Below are 20,058 nucleotides of genomic sequence, written 5' to 3'. Positions count from 1 at the left end.
CAATCACGGTGACGGGGCGATCTGCAGCAGCATCTGCCGGATCTTGTCGGCTTCATCCACTTTCAGACGAACAGGTAACGTAAGAACCTTGCTGCGGAATGCGGCGGGCAGGCGCACGGCGTCTTTTTCCGTTGTCACCATCTGCGCACCCAATAGCCGCGCCTCGTTATCCAGTCGCGTCATCAGGGCCGGGGTCAGCGGTTGGTGATCGTCCAGCGCCTCGGCCCGCAGCAGCTTTGCGCCTTGCTGGCGCAGCGTGCGAAAGAACTTTTCCGGATGCCCGATGCCTGCAAAGGCCAGAACGGGCGTGTCGGCCCAATCCATACCGGTCTGCAAGGGTGCGACCTCACCGGTGGCGTGGGGCACCGTCAGGGCCGCGTCCCAACGGTTGGAGAATTGCACCTGAGATTCCGCATCCCCCAGCGAAAGCACCAGATCGGCACGTTGCAGTCCGATATCAACGGGCTCGCGCAGGGGGCCGGCAGGCAGGCAGAGGCCATTGCCAAAGCCGCGCGCCGCGTCCACCACGATGATCGAGAAATCCTTGGCGACCGAAGGGTTCTGAAACCCGTCGTCCAGCACGATCACGGTTGCCCCGTCTTCTGCGGCGGCGCGGGCTCCGGCGGCGCGGTCCTTGGCCACCCAGACCTCGGCGAATGCGGCCAGCAATAGCGGTTCATCTCCGACTTGAGCGGCGCTGTGTTTGGCAGGATCAACGCGCACAGGCCCTTCCAATGAGCCGCCATGGCCGCGCGTGACCACATGGGTTTGGTGCCAGGCGTCGCGCAACTGTTCGATCATCCAGATTACGGTGGGGGTCTTGCCGGTGCCGCCCGCGTTCAGGTTGCCGACGCAGATCACCGGTACCCCGGGTCTGACACCGGTATCTGACGCTACCCGGCGGGCGGTTGCCGCCGCATAGATGCGCCCCAGCGGCGCCAGCAGTCTGGCGCGATAATCCAGCCGGTCTGGTGCGGTGTTCCAGAAATCAGGTGCGCGCATCATCTGTCCCCCGCTGATCCAGAAAGTCTTGCACCATATCGATCAGCTGATCCGTCTGTGGTGCGCCTTCGGAAACAATTTGCCACCCCGCCAGCGCCATGTCCGCAGCGCGATCTGGCGACAGCATCTCGACCACTGCGTCACCCAACTCGGTTGCGGTTTTGACCATGCGCGCAGCGTCAGCACGATCCAGCTGATCGTATATCTGCTGATGTCCATGAACAAACGGCCCGTGGATGATGGACGAGCCGAGGGCCGCGGCGACAAGCGGATCGTACCCGCCCGCACCGCGCTCCATCGAGCTGCCCATGAACGTGACAGGCGATATCCGGTACCACAGGCCCAGGTCTTCGGGTTCGGCCGAAAGGATCACCTGCGTGGTATCTTCGATCTGCCCGTCGGTATCCCAGTTGGCACAGCGCAGGTCCATGGATTCCAGTCGCCTTTGCAATGGCTTGGCTTCAGCTGTGTCCGCGACATGCAGCACCATCGTCAGTCTGGGCAGGATTCGCATCGCCTGACGGTGGGCGCTGAGCACCGATATGAATTCCTTGTCCAATACGTTGGCCGCAAGCCAAACCAGTCGCCCTGCCAGGGCATGGTTTGTTTCGATCAACTCGTCTTCGGGCCAGGGTCTCGGGTTTGGGCTGACATGCAGGGGCGGGGACTCACCGACCTTGTCCGAGGCGACACCAAGGCGGCGGATCGTTCGGGCTGTTTCGGAGGTTTTGGTAAGGATCGATTGGAAACAATCCAACGTATAGCGGGTGATATCAGGCAGCCATCGTGCCCCACGCGCGACCTTGATGTCGATCTGCGCCTCAATCAGGATCAGGGGAATGCCGTGTTCCTCGGCGCGGGTGATGACGTTGGGCATCAGCCCACCCCCGACCCAGAGGCCGATATCGGGATTCCAGTGTTCCAGAAATGCGCGCGCGGCGCCGGTCTGTTCCAGAGGCAGGTTCACAAGCGGGTAGTCACCCTGATCCCAGCGCTGCAGATCGGCCTCGGGCGGTGCCGTCAATAACACATTCAGTGTGGGGCGGGCCTGTTGCAGTCTGCGGCAGAAATCAATCACCGCACGCTGGCGGTTCTGTACGCTGATATGGACCCAGATCAGCTCGCCTTCGGGGCGGGGCAGGTCGGGGTGGCTTGCCGTGTTCGGTACGCCCCAGGACAGGACCCGATACGCAGCCAGGCTAAGAGAGCGCGGCTTGCTCATGGGCGGATACCAGTGCTGTCCCGGTCTAGCCGGGCCCGCAAGGCATCATGAAGCGCCGGGCCTGCCGCGATTACGCCGTTCAGGCGCGGGTGCGCGTTGTTGAACCGCAAGGGCTGGCCCAGTTGATCCGTACAGATGCCACCCGCCTCGCGGATGATCAGGTCTCCGGCGGCAATATCCCATTCCCAGCTGGGTCTGAGCGTCAGCATCCCATCAAACCGCCCTTGGCCGACAACGGCCATTCGATAAGCCAGCGAAGGGCGATAGACCCGTTTGAATTCAGGCGCTTGACCGTGCAGCCAATGGCGCGGGTCCAGATTGGGTTTGGCGGCCAGAACCTCGGCCGTTTCTATTTTCGAGACTCTGGACACCCGGATCGATGCGCCGTTCAGGGTGGCGCCTTCGCCTTTGGCCGCGGCATAAAGAAGGTCACGCTTCGGTAGGTAAATCACTGCGGCAGTGACTTCGCCCCCTTCGGCGACGGCAAGCGAATGTGCCCAGGTTCGAGAGCCTTCGGCAAAGCTGCGCGTGCCGTCGATCGGGTCGATGATGAAAACCCGATCGCACGTCAGCCGATCCGAGGAATCCTCGGTCTCTTCGCTTAGCCAGCCATAGCCGGGTCGGGCCGAGGGCAGGCGCTGTTCCAGCATGGCGTTGACGGCCAGATCGGCCTCGGTCACCGGACCTGCTCCACCGGGCTTGTCCCAACGCTGCGCCGTAGTGCCCGAGAATCGGGTGGCGATTTTTCCAGCCTCAAGTGCGGCGTCGATCAGAAGGTGCAGGTCAGCTGCCGGCAAGTGTCATTCCTTCGATCAGCACCGAGGGCACTACTCGCGACAGGTAGGGCCGCGCATCGTTTGCCGGGATGATCCGTTTCAGCATATCGCGCAGGTTCCCGGCGATGGTGCATTCATTCACTGGATGGGTGATTTCTCCGTTTTCCACCCAGAACCCCGAGGCGCCGCGCGAATAGTCACCCGTGTTGGGGTTGATGGTAGAACCGATCATCGAGATCACCAGCAGCCCGGTACCCATGTCACGCAGCAGGTCTTCGCGGGATTGGGTGCCTTGTGTCAGGCTCAGGTTCCAGTTGCTGGGTGAAGGCGGCCCGGACACGCCGCGTGCTGCATTGCCGGTTGATGTCATGTCCAGCTTGCGTGCGCTGGACAGGTCCAGGGTCCAGCCGGTCAGAATGCCGTTTTCAACAATCGCGCGGCGCCGGGTCGCCAGACCCTCGGCATCGAAAGGACGTGAGCCTGCGATGCGCGGGCGATGCGGGTCTTCGATCAGCGAAAGGTGCTCGGGCAGGACCTGTTCGCCCAGACAATCCTTCAGCCAGGAGGCACCCCGCGCGATGGCGGCCCCGTTGCTGGCCGCCAGCAGGTGACCGATCAGCGAAGACGAGATGCGTTCGTCAAACAGCACTGGAAAGGTGCCGGTAGCGGGTTTTTGCGCGCCCACCAGCGACACGGCACGTTTGCCTGCAGTACGGCCAATCTCTTCGGGGTTGCGCAGGTCGTTCTGGAAAGTACGGCTGTCACCGTCATAGTCGCGCTCCATCCCGGTGCCTTGGCCTGAGATCGCCACGCAAGAGGTCGAGCGGCTGCTGCGGACGTAGCCGCCGGAAAACCCGTTGGTCGCCGCCAGATGGACGCGATGCGTGCCATAACCCGCCGCCGCGTCGGAAACCTGCGAGACCCCCTGAACCGACAGCGCTGCGGCCTCGGCGGCCAGCGCATCGTGCAACAGGTCCTCGGCTGCCGGTTCCGGTGAGGGATCGAACAATTCCAGCGCGGCCAAGTCCCAGCCCTTGGCCAGCTGTTCCGCGCCGGCCAGCCCGGTAAATGGGTCCTCTGGCGCTTCTCGCGCCATGGCCACGGCGCGTTCGGCCATCGCGGTCAGGGTTTCCGGGCGACTGTCCGAACTGGACACGATCGCCTGCCGCTGGCCCAGAAACACCCGCAGGCCCAGGTCGGTCCCTTCCGAACGCTCGGCATGTTCCAGTGCGCCGCCCCGTACCTCGACCGAGACCGAAGAGCCATCGATCACGATGGCATCCGCCGCATCCGCCCCGGCTGCGCGGGCCGCATCCAACAGGGATTGGCTGATCTCTTCGGGTATTTGGGTCATGCGGCCTCCGGTCTTTATGCATTGGACCTAGCCTTGGACAGCCCGACCCGCAAGACCTGCGACTGTTTTGCCTAAGTCGAACACACACTGCCGAGGAAAAAAATGCCGATTTCCAATCAAACCTACTGCAGTGGTTGCAACCTTGATCTAAGTTGCCCTGCAAGGCGATAATCTTAAAGCTGGTTTTTGGGGTACACGGGCAGGATACTTTATGAATGATTTTCACTTACTGCGGGGCGTCAAACTTCCGGATGATCCGCGCATCATCACGCCACAGGTGAAACGATCCATTCTGGCGCAACGCTATGAAAAAGACGAAGTTGAAGGCCTTCCCAAGTTTATTGAATCAGACGACCGCGTGGTTGAACTCGGCGCCGGGATAGGCTTTATCTCCTCCTTTCTAGCCACTCAATTGGGTGTTCGATCTGTCATGTGTGTGGAGGCGAACCCCAACCTGTGCGATTTCATTTCGCGCGCGCATGCAGCAAACGGGATATCAAACGTCGAAGTGCTGAATGCGGTTGCATTGAGCGATTCCCGGACCCCGGGCATGTCTACCTTTTACGTTCGAGACCCCTTCTGGTCCTCGTCCCTGGACCCCAAGCCAGATTATGTCAAAGAGGTCAGTGTGCCCGAGCGGCACCTTTCAGAAATACTGGACGAGTTTGACGCCAACGTTCTGATCGTCGACATCGAAGGTGGTGAAAAAAACCTGTTCGATGGGGCCAACCTGGCGCGGGTTCAGAAAGTTTACCTAGAAGTCCACACACGTAAAATCGGCCTTCGAGGGATAAAAGCCTGTTTTGATCATTTGTCGGCGCTGGGATTTGCCTATGATCAACGTGTCAGCCGGGGCGGGTCCGTTCTGTTCCGCCGCATTGGCCGCCGATAGGTTTGTTTGGTGGGAAGGCAGTCAAACCGCCTTCCCGACCGGTTTTATTTGATGCGTTGCCCATTGGCCAAGATCTGACCGTCTTCAGTGAACTCAATTTTCGAGTTCAGCGTGTCAGGCTCATCCCCCGGTACCGCCATCAGACCCATCATCATCCGGGCGCCCATCGCGTCGCTTTCCTCGACCAGGCCCATACCGATCAGTTTGTCGATCAGCGCATTGGCGCCGACCAGCTTCAGGTTCGCCACGCCCGCCGGTGCGGGCATTCCATCAAACTCTTCCGTGTTCGAATTGTCGAAGGTAAAGTCTGCGTCGCCGGTCAGTTTCGCGCCGACCAGAGATACCAGCAACTCGTTGATCTTCAGCGAGTTCAGCTCACCCGGCGCTTCACCGGATTCCTCCATCGCTTCGATCGAGGCAGGGTCGAAGAAGTTGGTCAACACCTTGGCTGTGCCGGTGGTGTCCAGCGCGATGGTCGCAGGATCACGCGGCAATTCACCGGCCGGGTCGAAAATGCTCCACAACACGTCCGACATGGTGAAATCCGTTAGGTTCAACGCGAACCCGAAGGGCTGCTCTTCTTCGGATTGCTTCAGCGGAAATTCAAAGCTCAGACCGGACTTGGCCATGGCGATTTCGATCGGGAACGGCAGGTCAGCCGTAGTCACCGCCAGTTTTGCGCTGTTCTGCTCAATGTCATAAGCAAGGCGCTGTTCATCCAGGCTGGCCCCAAAACGCCCGCCTTGGGATTCACTACCCATCGAGAACGCTTCGCCTTCGCTGGTCCCTTCAATGGCCGTGTTGCCCGAACCATAGGTAAACAGGCCCGAGAATGATGTGTCACCCTGGAAAAAGCTCGCGGGGTCAGCGCCATCGAAATCCGAGGGGATCACGCTGGTGCCTTCAAAGGCCAGATCGTTCATCGAACCGTCGATTTTGCCGTCATCCGATCCTTCCGGGTCTTTGAACGCCAGATCGTATACCAATCCTGCGGCGGTGAATTTCTGATCGACCTCGCGGTTTTCGCCAGTTTTCATCTGCGAGCTACCTGCGACTTCGGTCAGTTTGACATCCAAAGCCAGAACGTCACTTGGCATGGTGTCGCCATCGACTGTCAGATTCGCCAGCTTCACGCCCAAAGTGGGTGCGGAATAATCATAGGTCATGTCTTTCGGGTCACCCGAAACGACCATCTCCAACCCATCATGATAGTATTCGACATCGACAGAGAACGAGCTGTCTTCTTCATCGCCGGAGAAAGTCATAGGGAAGCTTTCAGGCACGCCGATATTGACCGTACCATCGCCGTTCTCAGTCAGCGTCATTTGGGGAATGGTCATCTGGAAACCACCTTCGGTATCCGGAACTTCCACTACCATTTTCATATCAGTGATGGTGGTTACGTTACCCGACACGGATTGTTCTGCAGAAACCGTGTATCCCATCTGGGTCATATAGGCCTTCCAATCATCCCAGACCTGCTGCGCGGTGACATCGGCAAGCGCGCCCTGAGTGACAATGGCATAAGCCAAGACTGCGCCGCAGCTGCGGCGAACGAAAACGGACATTTGAGAACCCTTCTTGATCAATTTTGCGGGCATCGTCGTGTCTGTGGGGCCGGGCGTCAAGGGGCAAGGGCTGGACCCGTTCCCCTTTGGCGCGGTAGAGATTCACACAATCTCAAAACAACGGAGCTACAGGGATCGTATGCAGGGGAAAACCGTACTGATAACAGGGGCCAGCCGCGGCATTGGAGCCGAGGCGGGGCGCGTATTTGCCGCAGCCGGGGCAAATGTTGCTTTGGTGGCGCGGAACCGGGATCAGATCGGGGCGCTGGCGGACGCGCTGGGCGAAAACGCCATCGCGCTGCAATGTGATGTCAGCGATTTCGTGCAGGTCGAACAGGCAGTTGCCGATTGTGTCGACCGGTTCGACGGGCTGGACGTTCTGATTGGAAATGCAGGCGTCATCGATCCGATCTTCCATTTGTCCAACGCCGATGTCGCGGCCTGGAGCGCGGCCATCGACATCAACCTCAAGGGCGTTTTCTACGGGATGCGCGCGGCCTTGCCCGTCATGCGCGCCGCAGGTGGGGGCACAGTGATCACCGTGTCCTCGGGCGCAGCGTCCAACCCGATTGAGGCGTGGAGCCATTACTGCGCCTCAAAAGCAGGCGCCAAGATGCTAACCGAATGCCTGCATCTTGAGGAATCCATTCACGGCATCCGCGCCATGGGGCTGTCGCCGGGCACCGTGGCCACGGATATGCAGCGTGTCATCAAGGCCAGCGGTATCAACGCGGTCAGCCAACTGGACTGGAGCGATCACATCCCCGTCGATTGGCCCGCGCGGGCGCTGTTGTGGATGTGCTCGGCGGATGCGGACGATTTCCTGGGCACCGAAATCTCGCTTCGGCGCGAGGATATCCGGCAAAGGGTTGGGCTGACGTGATCGAACTGACCAAGGAAGGCGGGTTATGGACCGTCACGCTCAACAATCCGCAAAAGGCCAACGCCTTGACCGAAGCGATGCTGACCGAACTGGCCGAGATTGCCGAGTCCGCGACCGAGGCGCGCGCCTTGATCCTGACCGGTGCGGGCAATGTATTCAGCGCCGGGGCCGATTTGGACGAGGCGCGCGCTGGTCTAGCAACCTCGGACGTGTGGGAGAGGCTTTCGGGTGCCATCGCCGCCCTGCCGTGTCTGACGGTCGCAGCCCTGAACGGAACGCTTGCGGGCGGGGCCAATGGGATGGTGCTGGCCTGTGACATTCGGATCGCGGTGCCGCAGGCAAAGTTCTTCTATCCGGTCATGAAGCTGGGTTTTCTGCCGCAACCGTCGGACCCGGTGCGCATGGCCGCATTGATCGGCCCGGCGCGGACCAAGATGGTTTTGATGGGCGGGCAGAAGATAGGCGCGGATGAGGCCTATGCCTTTGGTCTGGTCGACCGCGTGGTTGAGCCTGACAGGCTGATGCCAACGGCGCATGAACTGGTGGTGGACAGTCTGGCCGCCAACCCCCGGATTGCCACCGGTATTGCAAGGATGTGCCGATGAGATTGTCTGCTGTGCTGCTACGTGTCGCTGATCCGGACCGGCTGACCGCGTTTTACGCGGACGTTCTGGGTATGACGGGGCGGGCGCAGGGGTCAAACCGCCGCGTTGGCTATGGCGGGCAGGACGCCGACTTGCTGCTGATGCCAGGCGGGGGGGGCTATACCCATGACGGCGGGCAGAGGTATTGGAAGATCGGTATCACCGTGCCGGATGTCGATCTGGCCACCGCGTATCTGCACCAAAAAGGAGTTGAAGTCTCGAACCCGAAACAATTCCTCGACATCGGCTATATGTGCCACCTGAAAGACCCTGAGGGCTTTGTGATCGAGCTGTTGCAACATGATTTCAAGGGCAACCGCCCCGAAAATGTCGCCGACCCGGGCGAGCCTTTCGCCAAAGCCTGTATCGGCCAGATCACCTTGCGCACCGGTGATATCGCCGCAGAGGATGCGTTCTGCCGTGGGCAGGGAATGCGTCTATTGTCGGTGCAGGATGTGGCCCAACACGGGTTCGACCTGCATTTCTATGCCTTCACCGATGAGGAACCGCCGCATGCGGACCTTTGGGCGGTTGAGAACCGGGAATGGCTGTGGAAACGCCCCTATACCACGCTGGAATTTCAACACCTTGCCGGGGCGCAATTTGCTCCGGCACCGGATTATCGCGGATTGGAGGTTCAGGGTCTGACGAGTTCTCTCCGCGATGCCTTTGGTGGCCCGGTGCGGCCCGGCTGATCACCGACCGCGCCGCTTACCCGGCACTTTCGACCGAAACCCGGGGGGGCGTTTTCGGACCCAGTTCAGAAATTTCTCAAGCCGTGGGTGGGCGCGCAGGGCCTCGACCGAATTGAACTCGCGTGCCAGTTCGGCCTCAGACAAGGTGGTGTGCACCTCTTTGTGGCAGATAATGTGCAGCAAAACCGTAGGTCCGCCCTTGCCCCCTTTGAGTTTTGGGATCAGATGGTGCAGGCTGCCACCCCCATCCGGGATGGGGCGGTCACAAAGTGGGCAGATTGGATCACTGGTCGGCATGGCAGGGACTAATTTGCGCCAGATGGCGTGGAAGGCAAGAGGACGGCAATGGCGCAGGCAGTGGTAATTGGGGCCGGGCCCGCGGGCCTGATGGCGGCAGAGGAACTGGCCGCTGCGGGTCATGATGTGCTGGTGGCCGAGGCCAAACCTTCGGTCGCTCGCAAGTTTCTGATGGCCGGGAAGTCGGGACTGAACCTGACCAAAGAAGAGCCGTTCGAGATCTTTCTGCAGGCCTATGGTGCGGCGTCGGACTGGTTGCGTCCGATTATTGCCAATTTCGACGCCGCCGGTGTGCAGGGCTGGGCGCGGGGGCTGGGGCAGGACGTGTTTACCGGTTCGACAGGGCGGGTGTTTCCCACGGTGATGAAAGCCTCGCCTTTGTTACGCGCGTGGCTGAGGAGGCTTGAAGGCGCAGGCGTACAGATCAGAAGCCGCTGGCGTTGGCAGGGTTGGGACAGCGATGCGCTGTTGTTCGAGACAGTGGAAGGACGGCAGGCGATCACACCGGATGTCACCGTGCTTGCGCTGGGTGGGGCCAGCTGGGCGCGGCTGGGGTCTGATGGCCAGTGGGCGCAAATCTTGCAAGAAAAAGGTGTGGAGCTTGAAACGTTTGCGCCTTCGAACTCGGCCCTGTCCGTCGATTGGAGCCCTCACATGCAGCTTCATTTCGGTGCGGCGCTGAAATCGGTGCGGTGGATGGCCGGGGAACTGGACAGTCGCGGTGAAGCCACGATATCGGCGACCGGGCTTGAGGGGGGCGGGCTGTACTCTCTAACTCCGGCCCTGCGTGATGGCGTTGATTTCTTCGTTGATTTGGTGCCTGATCTGGACGCGTCATCTTTGCAAGAACGATTGGCTGCGAAAAGTTCAAAAACCACGCTGTCGCAATGGTTGAAAAAGTCGCTCCGTCTGCCGCCGCAAAAAGTTGCGCTGTTTCACGAGATGGCCAAGGCTAGTGCTTTGCCTCAAGCGCACTGGGGCGATGCACTAAAGCATCTTCCGATCCGCCACGCGGGTCTTCGTCCGATGGATGAAGCAATTTCAACGGCAGGCGGTGTCAGGCGATCCGCATTGGACGACGGGCTGATGCTGACCGCTTTGCCCGGAGTGTTCTGCGCCGGGGAGATGCTGGACTGGGAAGCCCCGACCGGTGGGTATCTGCTGACCGCTTGCATGGCGACCGGGAAATGGGCCGGGCGCTCCGCCGCAGACTGGCTGAACCGCGCCGGTTAGCGTGACCGGGCCAGCATCGCCAGGCGGATCATGGCGCGTTCGACCAGTGCCATTGCGGGGGCGGTTTGGCCCGCCGACCGCAGCGACAGGTCGGTATCGGTAAGAACGGTCAGAGCGGTTTGCAGTTTCGGTGCGCCCCAACCCTGCGCCTGCCGCAAAATGCGGTCGCGGCGTTTGCCATAGACCGGCGGTCGCAGCTTGCCGATGCCCTGCGCTGCCCCGCCCGGGTCGGAAGCACAGGCGTATAAAGTCCGAAAATGCCGGGTCGCACCGATACACAGGCTGACCGCGTTGGTGCCCTGCGACTGCAGACGCCGGATCAGCGGGCCGATCTCGCCCGCACGGCCTTCGGCGACCACGTTCAGAACATCGTCCAACCCAGCCTCGGTCGAGCGGGGGGCGCAGGCTTCGATATCCTCCATGGTCAGTTCCGAATTGTCGCCGCGTTTGTAGAGGGACAGTTTTTCAATGGTTTGCGCGAAATCTCCAGGGCTGATCCCTGTGGCCAGCTCTGCAAGTGCTGACATCGAATCACGGGGAATGCTCTGTAACCCGGCCTCGGTCAGAATCCGCTCGATCTCACCGCGCGAAGGGGGATCATCATAGATGCCGACCGCATAGGCCGCCGGATGCGCCTCGAACGCCTTGCGAATTTTCGAGCTGGGCTTCAGTTGCCCGGCAGTGACGATGATCTGGGCATCACCCGGAGCCCAGTCTTCGAACGCAGCGAGAATCGCAGCGGCGGCCACATCTGTGGTGTCCTCGACAAAAACGGCACGCGGCCCGGGGAAGAATCCCACCGCCTTGACCGCGTCCAACAATAGGGCCGGATCACCGCGCAAATCCGCGCCCGGCATACGGGTCAGGCGCATTTCCTCTTCGGCGTTGGGTCCCAGCAGGGCGGCCAGAACCTGCTGCCGTTTCAGCGCCACGCGCATCGCATCCGCGCCGTAGATCAGCAGCCCGGCCTTGTCGGCGTCTGGTCGGGCAAAATACCCCTCAGCCTCGCGCGGGCTGAGCTTCATGTGCCAAGACCCGGCGCGGCGTAGAGCTCGGCTATGATCTGATCCGACAGAATCACCATCAGCCGTTCTTTGGCATCGCGTTCGTCGGCCAGCGTGGACACGGTCGATCCGGCGGCCGAATAACCGACAAAATTGTTTACCGTGCCGGATGCAACGACCTGACCGGTCGCATTTGATCTGAGCGCGTAGTTCGCCCTGCCTTCTATTGTGTACCGGTTGGTCTCGTTCGTCGTGGTGATCGCAGCCGACCGGAATGCGGTCGAAACGTTCACATCCAGATTATACTCGCTGCCCGAATTTGCGCTGCGGCCCAGACGCTGTTCCAAATTCTGGACCAGCATATAGCTGTCGACCGAATTCGGGGCCGAGACGGCGACCTGACCATTCAGGGCCGCGCCGGAACCTCCGGGTGCGTAGACCGGTTCAAAGCCGCAGGCGGCCCCCAGAAAACAGGAAGCCAGCGGCATCAACAACAGGGTTCTGCGATTAAACAACGACATTCACGATCCGGCCCGGGACAACAATTACCTTCTTCGGCGCATTGCCATCCAGCGCCTTTTGTACAGCTTCGGTGCTGAGCGCGATTTTTTCAACCTCATCCTTGGCCAGATCCTTGGCGACGCTGATTTCCGCGCGGCGCTTACCGTTGATCTGGATCGGTAGAGTGACGGTGTCGTCGACCAGCATTGCCTCATCAGCGACCGGCCACGGCGCGACCGCGACCAGGCCTTCACCACCCTGATGCGCCCAGATGTCTTCGGCCAGATGCGGTGTCATTGGCGACATCAGCTGCGCCAGTGTCTTGATCGCTTGCTTCTGAGCCGCAGCACCAGCCTTGGATTTTGCCAACGTGTTGGTAAAGGCGTAAAGCTTGGCGATTGCTGCATTGAAGCCAAAGCTTTCAACACCCAATGTCACGTCGCGGATGGTTTTGTGCATCTCGCGCAGCAGGTCTTCATCCCCTTCACCGGCCGCATCGGGCTGAAGTGCGCCGATCTTGTCGCAGAGGTTCCAAACGCGATTGAGGTGCTTGTAAGCGGCCTCGGCACCTGCAGCTGTCCATTCCACGTCCCGCTCGGGCGGCGAATCGGACAGCACGAACCAACGCGCGGTGTCTGCACCAAAGGCCGAGATGATGCTGACCGGATCGACCACATTCTTCTTGGATTTGGACATCTTGGCTGAAGGAAGAATGTCAGGGTTTCTTTCAACGTATCCGATTCTGTTTGCTGCTTCGGTGCGGCTGAATTCCTTTTCTTTTTGCCAAAGTTTCTCCAACTCGGTCGGGTCCGCCTCCGAAACGCTGTTCTCTTCAGTAAAACTCTTCAGCAGCGCTTTCTCGGTACCGTTTGACTGAAACCGCACCACCTCTTCTGGGAAAAAGTACACAGGCCTCCAAGTTCGCCCAGCTTTGATTACTTGGTTTTCTTGTTCATCAAACCGTTCTCCAGCAGTTTCGACTACTTCCCGGCTAGCGTACATCTCATGCGTCACCATGCCTTGGGTGAACAGTGCGTCGAAGGGCTCGATGGCCTTTTCCGGCAGGTGGCCGGTGATGTTCATCGCGCGTGCAAAGAACCGGGAATAGAGCAGGTGCAGAATCGCGTGCTCGATGCCGCCGATATACTGGTCGACATTCATCCAGTATTCGGCCTCGACCAGATCGGTGGGTGTTTCGGCGCGTGGGGCGGTGAAACGGGCGAAATACCACGACGAATCGACGAACGTGTCCATAGTGTCGGTTTCGCGCTTGGCGGGCGCACCACAGGAGGGGCACGCGCAATCGCGCCAGGTCGGGTGGCGGTCCAGCGGGTTGCCGGGTTTGTCAAAGCTGACATCGTCGGGCAGGCGAACCGGCAGGTTTTCTTTCTTCTCTGGTACGACACCGCAGGATTCGCAATGCACGACGGGAATCGGGCAGCCCCAGTAACGCTGACGGGACAGACCCCAGTCGCGCAGTCGGTACTTGGTTACGCCTTCGCCCCAACCAGCTTTTTCAGCGAAATCGACAGTGGTGTTGATTGCTTCTTCGCCGGTCGCCTCGGTAAGACCGGCAAAGTGGTTCACCCAGCGAACTTTCTCGGTCTTCGGTGGGACGAATGCGATCTTGTCGACCGGTGTCTCATCGTCCAGAGCAAAGAAGGTGTCCACCACGGGCAACCCGTATTTTCGGCAAAAGTCGAGGTCGCGCTGATCGTGCGCCGGGCAGGCGAAGATCGCGCCGGTTCCGTAATCCATCAGGATGAAGTTGGCGATCCAGACCGGTAGTTCCCAATTCGGATCCAGCGGGTGCTTGACGCGAATCCCGGTGTCATAGCCCAGCTTTTCAGCCGTTTCGATGGCTTCTTCTGTGGTGCCGCCCTTTCGGCATTCGGCAACAAAATCAGCAATTTCGGGGATTTCCGCTTCAAGCTGCTTTGCAATCGGGTGGTCCGGTGAGATGCCGACGAAAGACGCGCCCAGCAGCGTATCGGGGCGAGTCGTGTAGACAGTGATTGGCTCACCTCCGTCGGTGCGTTCGAACCCGAACTGCAGGCCGCGCGACTTGCCGATCCAGTTTTCCTGCATTAGACGCACCTTGGCAGGCCAGTTCTCCAGCGTGTCCAGCGCGTCCAGCAGCTCTTCGGAATAGTCGGATATCTTGAAGAACCATTGGGTCAGCTCACGCCGCTCCACCAAGGCGCCTGAACGCCAGCCACGACCGTTTTCCACCTGTTCATTGGCCAGAACGGTCATGTCGACCGGGTCCCAGTTCACCACAGCGTTCTTGCGGTAAACCAGCCCGGCTTCGAGCATATCCAGGAACAACGCCTGCTGCTGGCCATAATACTCCGGGTCACAGGTAGCGAATTCGCGCGACCAGTCGATCGACAGGCCCAGCGGCTTCATCTGCCCCCGCATGTCGGCGATATTGCCATAGGTCCAGTCCTTGGGGTGACCGCCGATGGCCATGGCGGCGTTTTCCGCAGGCATCCCGAACGCATCCCAGCCCATCGGGTGCAGTACGTTGTGGCCGGTCGCCAGCTTGTGCCGCGCGATCACGTCGCCCATCGTATAGTTGCGCACATGCCCCATATGGATTCGGCCCGAGGGGTAGGGAAACATTTCGAGCACATAGTATTTCGGTTTGTCCGCCGCGCGGTTGGCGGTAAAGATTCCGGCCTTGTCCCAGGCCTCTTGCCATTTTGCTTCGATTTCGTTGGCCGAGTAGCGAGACATCGTGCGGTCCTTCGTGAATGAAAACGCCGGGTAGGAACCCGGCGTGGTATTAGTGTGATTTTCGGCGGGTTGCTAGAACTTGTTGTCCGCGATGCGTAGCTGGCGGGCACGGGACAGGATCGCATCTTCGACCGCGCGCGCCGTAGCCGCACTGACCGGAGCGCCGCCACTGGTCTGCAGCGACACTGACAAAGAGCGCGCCGCCAGTGCCGGGTCACTGATGTGAACGGTCGCACGGTATTGGCGTCCGCCACCCGGAGGTGTGCCGTAACCCGTTACAATCACGCCGGTAAACGGATCGACCTCCTGAACGGGCAGGAAGTTCAGCACATCCAGCGACGCAGCCCACAGGTAGCGATTCACATTTGTGATTTGTTCGGCATTGGCGGTGTTGAACACATCCCAGATGGTCGAACGCTCTGGGTCGTTAAGCTCGCGCTCTTCGGTATTGCCACCAATCAGATTCGGGTTGTACTCGGTCGGCGTGGCCCGATTCTGTCCGCAGGCCGACACGGCAGCAGTCACTATGATCAAACCGAAAATCGTCTGCAGGCGCATTGTCGACTGGTCCTGTTCACTTTGGTCTACGTTGTCAGATGTTACTCCTAGACAAGGACCCGATCCGCAACAACCCTATTATTGTCGCATTCGCGTGGGTTTGGCCCCGTTCCAGCCCTCAAAACCGACTGTGGCATCCTTGCACCAATTTTATGCCAATGCGATCCATTCATTTATGCCAAGCTTGCGTGTCAGGGGCAAAAAGAGCGAAACGGTTCCCGTGCTGAGACATGTGCTGAGGCATGTGTCGAGTAGAAAAACTTTTGAAACCGAGGGAAACAAGATGAAAAAAGTTCTCTTCGCATCGACCGCTCTGATCGCGACCGCAGGTGTCGCAGCGGCTGACTCCGGAATTAACTTCAGCGGTTACGGCCGTTTTGGTATCGGCTACCTGGAAGACCGTGCCGGTGCTGTTACCAACTTCGTAACCGGTACCACCACCACCACTGGCGGTGCCGTGAACACCGGTGTTATCACCACCACCAACACTGCAGTTGTCGACACCGACGACGCGATCCTGGTTTCGCGCTTCCGTCTGAACATCGACGGTTTCACCGAAACCGACGGTGGCGTTCGCTTTGAAGCACGTGTTCGTATGCAAGCCGACGAAAACGCGGCCAACGGTGAAGCCAACAACGCTCGTCTGAACGGCGCACGTTTCTCGGTTATCTACGGTGGTCTGCGCGTTGACGCCGGCAACGTCGCCGGTTCGTTCGACAACCTGGCAAACTACTACGGTAACGAAGTTGGTCTGGAACTGTTCGCAGGTCAGTACTCGGGCGTTGACTATAGCTTCCTGAGCTATGTTTCGGGCGACAACCCGGGTTCGAACGCTGTGTTCTTCCAGTACGCGGTTGGCGACTTCGCCTTCGGCGCATCGTATGACCAGCAGACTGTGGCCATCAACGGCAACCCGCAGGACGCTGACCGTTGGGACGTAAGCGCAACTTACACCTTCAACAACATCACTGCTGCTGTGGCCTATGGTCAAACCGATCTGCCGGGCGGTGGTAGCGATCCGAGCCTGACCGTTCTGACCCTGGGTGGCGAATGGGGTGATTTCAACGGTACCCTGTTTGTTGCAGACGACGCGACAGAAGTTGACGCAACTGACGGCACCGCATGGGGTCTGTCGGCTGCTTACAACCTGGGCGCCGCAACCACCCTGCTGTTCACCTACGGTGACGGTAATGCCGACGCTGACACACAAGAAGTCGCAATCGGTGCCATCTACGACCTGGGCGGCGGTGCATCGCTGCGCGGTGGTATCGGCGTCAACGACTGCGACATCTGCGACGACAGCCGCATTCAAGCTGACTTCGGTGCACAGTTCAACTTCTAAGTTGATCTGAAACCGGAAGGTTTTAGGGCAGGTCCTCGGACCTGCCCTTTTCTTTTGTGCCGACATGGTGTTTTTCTGCGCGGAAAGCAGATTGAGGAAACCAATGTCGCTGCAAGAAATCACTGTCCGAATCGCCAAAGCCGAAACTGCCGCGGGGCGGGCCGCGGGATCCGTCAAACTGATCGCGGTGTCCAAGGTGCAACCGGACACGCGTGTGCAGGCCGTTCTGGATCAGGGACACCGGTGTTTCGGTGAAAACCGGGTGCAAGAGGCGGTAGGCAAATGGCCGGGCTTCACCGCGCGATACCCGGATGTCGATCTGCACCTGATAGGACCGCTGCAAACCAACAAGGCCCGGCAGGCGATAGACTTGTTCAGCACCATCCATTCCGTCGATCGGCCCAAGCTGGCCAAGACACTGGCTCGGCTGGCGCAGGAGGTTGGTTCCTGCCCGGAGTTGTTCATTCAGGTCAATACCGGGGAGGAGGAGCAAAAGGCCGGTATCCTGCCTGCCGACGCGGACGCCTTTATCGCCGAATGCCGGGAACTGGACCTGCCGATTCAGGGCCTGATGTGCATTCCACCGGTTGACGAGGAACCCTCGCTGCACTTTGCCCTTCTGGCCAAGATTGCCGAGCGCAACGATCTTCAGGGCTTGTCGATGGGAATGAGCGGAGATTTCGAACGGGCCATCGCACTTGGCGCAACGCATGTGCGCGTGGGATCCGCCATATTCGGTGAGCGGATCAAGCCGGAGGGATAATTAACCGCGCACCCGGAGCCACCTTGCTGGCGATCCAACGCAGGTGGTCGCGGCGGAATGCAACGCAGCCCTCGGTCGGATAACCGGGGCGGCGCCACTGGTGAATAAAGATTGCCGATCCGTGGCCGGGCACGGCATTGGGCCAGTTCCAGTCGGTGATCAGCACCAGATCATACAGGGGATCGGCGCGGCGCAGCTTTTCATGGCTGAAGGCATAGGGTGCGGAGACGAGGTGGTTATAGTGATGGTCCCGCACGTCATCCGACCACAGGTCCCACGGACCGATGGGAATCGCCCACTCAGCTGGTTTCGCAACCCGGTCCGGCCGGTACAGCATCCCGACAATGTGATGCGTACCCATCGGTGTCGCACCATCCCCCTCGCGCTTCGAGCGTGCCAACCCGCCCTTGCCAATCGAACAGGGAAAGACCCGGCCGGCAAACCGCACGCCGCGCGGGGTCAGTACCAGGTCGTCAGGCGTCACAGCAGGTGCCCAGACTTGGCCGCCTTGGTCGCCAGGTATCCCCGATTGTGGGCTGTTTCACCCACTTTCAGGGGCACGCGCTCCGTCACGGCGATCCCGGTTTTCTCCATCATGACGATTTTCGCAGGGTTGTTGGTCAGCAGCCGAACCGAGTTGAATCCCAGCGATTTCAGGATATCCGAGCCCAGGCGAAAATCACGCTCATCATCTTCAAAGCCTAGCCGGTGGTTGGCTTCGACCGTATCAAACCCCTGATCCTGCAGGAAATATGCGCGCATCTTGTTGGCCAGACCTATCCCCCGACCTTCTTGGTTAAGGTACAGCAGCACCCCGGCTCCTTCCGAGCCCATCTGTGCCAGCGCGCCCCGCAACTGAGGCCCGCAATCGCATTTCAGGCTGCCCATCAGGTCACCAGTGAAACAGGCCGAATGCAGCCGCGCCAGAACCGGCTTGCCGCGATCCGGGCGACCGATTTCGACGGCATAATGCTCTTCACCGCCGTCCTCGGGACGAAACACATGCAACCGTCCTGCCTCGGAGACTTCCATCGGCAGGCGCGCCGCGACCACTTCATGCAGTGCGCTGCGATCCGCCAGATGCGGCGCGGCGCGGGTGTGGTCGATGCATGTCAGGCCATGTGTCGCGGCAAAGTTGCGCCCATCCTTGATGGGAAGAACAACCGCCGCAGGTAGCAGGCGTGCGGATTTGGTCAGGGCGATGGCGATGCGGTGCAGGTTGGCGTTACCCTGACGCTCGGTCATCAGGGGGCCTTTCATTGGTGCGTTCAGATCGTCCGATGGATCGGCTACGGCCTGAACCCAGCCAATATCCGCATCTGCCGGGATGATCACCCGGGCCAGATCACCGTCATAGGCCCGCGCCTTCAGCGTCTCGGCCCGGCGCACGGTGACGGCGACCGCAGGGTTGCCGCCAAGGCCGCGCAGATCAGCAAGCCGCTGGGCGCTCAGTGTCTCGGTAGCAACGGCCAGTACGCTGAAACCGCTGTCATCGGTCAGGGCAACTGGAACGCCCATACGCAGATCCGCGCGGGCCCGCGACAGCAATTCTGAAATATCCGGGACAAGACTCATCTGTGTTACCCTGTAACCATCCGGCCTCCCTGTAGCCTGATAAGACGGAAATGTGAAACATTTCCTCTGCCTCAGACACGAGGGCGTGAAACCATTGCAGCAAACCTTGTTGATTGCATCTTCCGCGCGCAAGTGGTGGAAAAGGCTTAGGAGGACCGCACATGGCTCAGCTCAAGAAAATCCTGCTGGTGGATGACGACGAAGACCTGCGCGAGGCGCTTAGTGAGCAACTTGTGATGACCGAGGACTTCGACGTGTTCGAAGCCCATGACGGAGCATCCGCGATGGAGCGTGCGCGCGAAGCGATTTATGACCTGGTCATTCTGGATGTCGGCCTGCCGGATACTGACGGGCGCGAGTTGTGCCGCCTGATGCGCAAGCAAGGCGTCAAAAGCCCAATCCTGATGCTGACCGGCCATGACAGCGACGCGGATACCATTCTGGGTCTGGATGCGGGTGCCAACGACTATGTTTCCAAGCCATTCAAGTTTCCGGTCCTGCTGGCCCGTATCCGGGCGCAACTGCGCCAGCATGAACAGTCCGAGGACGCGGTGTTTGTTCTGGGTCCCTACACGTTCAAGCCTGCGATGAAGATGCTGATCACCGAAGACGATCGCAAAATCCGGCTGACCGAGAAAGAAACCAACATTCTCAAGTTTCTGTACCGCTCGACCGATGGCGTCGTTGCCCGAGACGTGCTGTTGCACGAGGTCTGGGGCTATAACGCCGGGGTCACCACGCACACGCTGGAAACCCACATCTATCGCCTGCGCCAGAAGATTGAGCCCGATCCGTCCAATGCGCGCCTTTTGGTCACAGAATCGGGTGGATATAGGCTGGTGTCTTAACTGGTTGTGGATTGACGTGGATCAAAGTGATACTCTGGATGTGTAATTAGAGTTCTCCCAACCCGCGCATGTCCGGGTTATGACATGCACCTCCCTGTTGGACTGCCGGGCCTGATGGCCCGGCTTTTTTGTGTGTTGATTGGGAGTAGAGGTCGGCATAGA

General features: G+C 60.0%; 20 protein-coding genes. 8 read left to right on the top strand and 12 right to left on the bottom strand.

Translation table 11 applies throughout. The features are described from left to right. Positions 1-3: 3 nt before the first annotated feature. The 4 genes from lpxK to ACR0IM_RS17200 are packed head-to-tail and all read right to left on the bottom strand — an operon-like array spanning position 4 to position 4,354. On the bottom strand, positions 4-1,002 hold the full coding sequence (lpxK, locus tag ACR0IM_RS17215) for a tetraacyldisaccharide 4'-kinase (RefSeq protein ID WP_480682695.1): 999 nt from the start codon (positions 1,000-1,002) through the stop codon (positions 4-6). Further along, complete coding sequence (locus ACR0IM_RS17210) at positions 989-2,224, bottom strand: 3-deoxy-D-manno-octulosonic acid transferase (protein ID WP_480594054.1); 1,236 nt, start codon at positions 2,222-2,224, stop codon at positions 989-991. Before ACR0IM_RS17210 ends, lpxK begins: the two co-directional genes overlap by 14 nt. After that, positions 2,221-3,021 (bottom strand): inositol monophosphatase family protein, encoded by an 801-nt coding sequence (locus ACR0IM_RS17205; protein WP_480682651.1) that lies wholly within the window; start codon positions 3,019-3,021, stop codon positions 2,221-2,223. Before ACR0IM_RS17205 ends, ACR0IM_RS17210 begins: the two co-directional genes overlap by 4 nt. Next, the gene (locus ACR0IM_RS17200) at positions 3,008-4,354 is read right to left on the bottom strand and encodes a TldD/PmbA family protein (RefSeq protein WP_480682650.1); all 1,347 of its coding nucleotides are present in this window, start codon (positions 4,352-4,354) and stop codon (positions 3,008-3,010) included. The genes ACR0IM_RS17205 and ACR0IM_RS17200 overlap by 14 nt, the downstream gene beginning before the upstream one ends. Before the next feature lie 211 nt (positions 4,355-4,565). On the opposite strand from ACR0IM_RS17200, the gene ACR0IM_RS17195 reads away from it, so the two are divergent. Further along, positions 4,566-5,246, top strand: a complete 681-nt coding sequence (locus tag ACR0IM_RS17195; protein WP_480642505.1) for an FkbM family methyltransferase — start codon at positions 4,566-4,568, stop codon at positions 5,244-5,246. Positions 5,247-5,290: 44 nt separating this feature from the next. On the opposite strand, the gene ACR0IM_RS17190 is transcribed toward ACR0IM_RS17195, so the two are convergent. Next, positions 5,291-6,814 (bottom strand): DUF2125 domain-containing protein, encoded by a 1,524-nt coding sequence (locus tag ACR0IM_RS17190; RefSeq protein WP_480642504.1) that lies wholly within the window; start codon positions 6,812-6,814, stop codon positions 5,291-5,293. Positions 6,815-6,953: 139 nt separating this feature from the next. On the opposite strand from ACR0IM_RS17190, the gene ACR0IM_RS17185 reads away from it, so the two are divergent. The 3 genes from ACR0IM_RS17185 to ACR0IM_RS17175 are packed head-to-tail and all read left to right on the top strand — an operon-like array spanning position 6,954 to position 9,036. Continuing rightward, positions 6,954-7,697, top strand: coding sequence for an SDR family oxidoreductase (locus ACR0IM_RS17185; RefSeq protein ID WP_480594257.1), 744 nt, complete (start codon positions 6,954-6,956; stop codon positions 7,695-7,697). Beyond that, the gene (locus ACR0IM_RS17180) at positions 7,694-8,302 is read left to right on the top strand and encodes an enoyl-CoA hydratase/isomerase family protein (RefSeq protein WP_480642503.1); all 609 of its coding nucleotides are present in this window, start codon (positions 7,694-7,696) and stop codon (positions 8,300-8,302) included. Before ACR0IM_RS17185 ends, ACR0IM_RS17180 begins: the two co-directional genes overlap by 4 nt. Beyond that, a complete protein-coding gene (locus ACR0IM_RS17175) occupies positions 8,299-9,036 on the top strand; it encodes a VOC family protein (protein ID WP_480682649.1) in 738 nt (245 codons plus the stop codon). Before ACR0IM_RS17180 ends, ACR0IM_RS17175 begins: the two co-directional genes overlap by 4 nt. Here ACR0IM_RS17175 and ACR0IM_RS17170 read toward each other — a convergent pair whose 3' ends face one another. Continuing rightward, positions 9,037-9,333 (bottom strand): HNH endonuclease, encoded by a 297-nt coding sequence (locus ACR0IM_RS17170; protein WP_480682648.1) that lies wholly within the window; start codon positions 9,331-9,333, stop codon positions 9,037-9,039. Positions 9,334-9,381: 48 nt separating this feature from the next. On the opposite strand from ACR0IM_RS17170, the gene ACR0IM_RS17165 reads away from it, so the two are divergent. Then, entirely contained in the window at positions 9,382-10,566 is a 1,185-nt protein-coding gene (locus ACR0IM_RS17165; protein WP_480682647.1) for a TIGR03862 family flavoprotein, read from the top strand. Here the strand turns inward: ACR0IM_RS17165 and holA are convergent. The 4 genes from holA to ACR0IM_RS17145 form a co-directional block, all read right to left on the bottom strand. Beyond that, positions 10,563-11,591, bottom strand: a complete 1,029-nt coding sequence (gene holA / locus ACR0IM_RS17160; RefSeq protein WP_480682646.1) for a DNA polymerase III subunit delta — start codon at positions 11,589-11,591, stop codon at positions 10,563-10,565. The two genes, ACR0IM_RS17165 and holA, sit on opposite strands and share 4 nt — an antisense overlap. Then, positions 11,588-12,091, bottom strand: coding sequence for an LPS assembly lipoprotein LptE (lptE, locus tag ACR0IM_RS17155; RefSeq protein ID WP_480682645.1), 504 nt, complete (start codon positions 12,089-12,091; stop codon positions 11,588-11,590). Before lptE ends, holA begins: the two co-directional genes overlap by 4 nt. Continuing rightward, entirely contained in the window at positions 12,078-14,810 is a 2,733-nt protein-coding gene (leuS, locus tag ACR0IM_RS17150) for a leucine--tRNA ligase (protein ID WP_480682644.1), read from the bottom strand. The genes lptE and leuS overlap by 14 nt, the downstream gene beginning before the upstream one ends. Positions 14,811-14,882: 72 nt before the next feature. Then, positions 14,883-15,368, bottom strand: coding sequence for a DUF3576 domain-containing protein (locus tag ACR0IM_RS17145; RefSeq protein WP_480594027.1), 486 nt, complete (start codon positions 15,366-15,368; stop codon positions 14,883-14,885). A 283-nt stretch (positions 15,369-15,651) separates the two neighbouring features. Here ACR0IM_RS17145 and ACR0IM_RS17140 point away from each other — a divergent pair, with 283 nt between their 5' ends. Then, positions 15,652-16,710, top strand: a complete 1,059-nt coding sequence (locus ACR0IM_RS17140) for a porin (protein ID WP_480594025.1) — start codon at positions 15,652-15,654, stop codon at positions 16,708-16,710. A 103-nt stretch (positions 16,711-16,813) separates the two neighbouring features. Continuing rightward, entirely contained in the window at positions 16,814-17,473 is a 660-nt protein-coding gene (locus tag ACR0IM_RS17135; RefSeq protein WP_480642495.1) for a YggS family pyridoxal phosphate-dependent enzyme, read from the top strand. On the opposite strand, the gene ACR0IM_RS17130 is transcribed toward ACR0IM_RS17135, so the two are convergent. Continuing rightward, the gene (locus ACR0IM_RS17130) at positions 17,457-17,957 is read right to left on the bottom strand and encodes a L,D-transpeptidase family protein (protein ID WP_480642493.1); all 501 of its coding nucleotides are present in this window, start codon (positions 17,955-17,957) and stop codon (positions 17,457-17,459) included. The two genes, ACR0IM_RS17135 and ACR0IM_RS17130, sit on opposite strands and share 17 nt — an antisense overlap. Beyond that, on the bottom strand, positions 17,954-19,048 hold the full coding sequence (ribA, locus tag ACR0IM_RS17125) for a GTP cyclohydrolase II (protein WP_480682643.1): 1,095 nt from the start codon (positions 19,046-19,048) through the stop codon (positions 17,954-17,956). The genes ACR0IM_RS17130 and ribA overlap by 4 nt, the downstream gene beginning before the upstream one ends. A gap of 161 nt (positions 19,049-19,209) precedes the next feature. On the opposite strand from ribA, the gene ACR0IM_RS17120 reads away from it, so the two are divergent. Further along, positions 19,210-19,896, top strand: coding sequence for a response regulator transcription factor (locus ACR0IM_RS17120; protein ID WP_170328103.1), 687 nt, complete (start codon positions 19,210-19,212; stop codon positions 19,894-19,896). Positions 19,897-20,058 lie beyond the last annotated feature (162 nt).

The organism is Ruegeria sp. BF6 (assembly GCF_056538665.1).
Note: the sequence above shows the minus strand (reverse complement) of the source record. Positions and strands in the feature narration are given on the sequence as shown.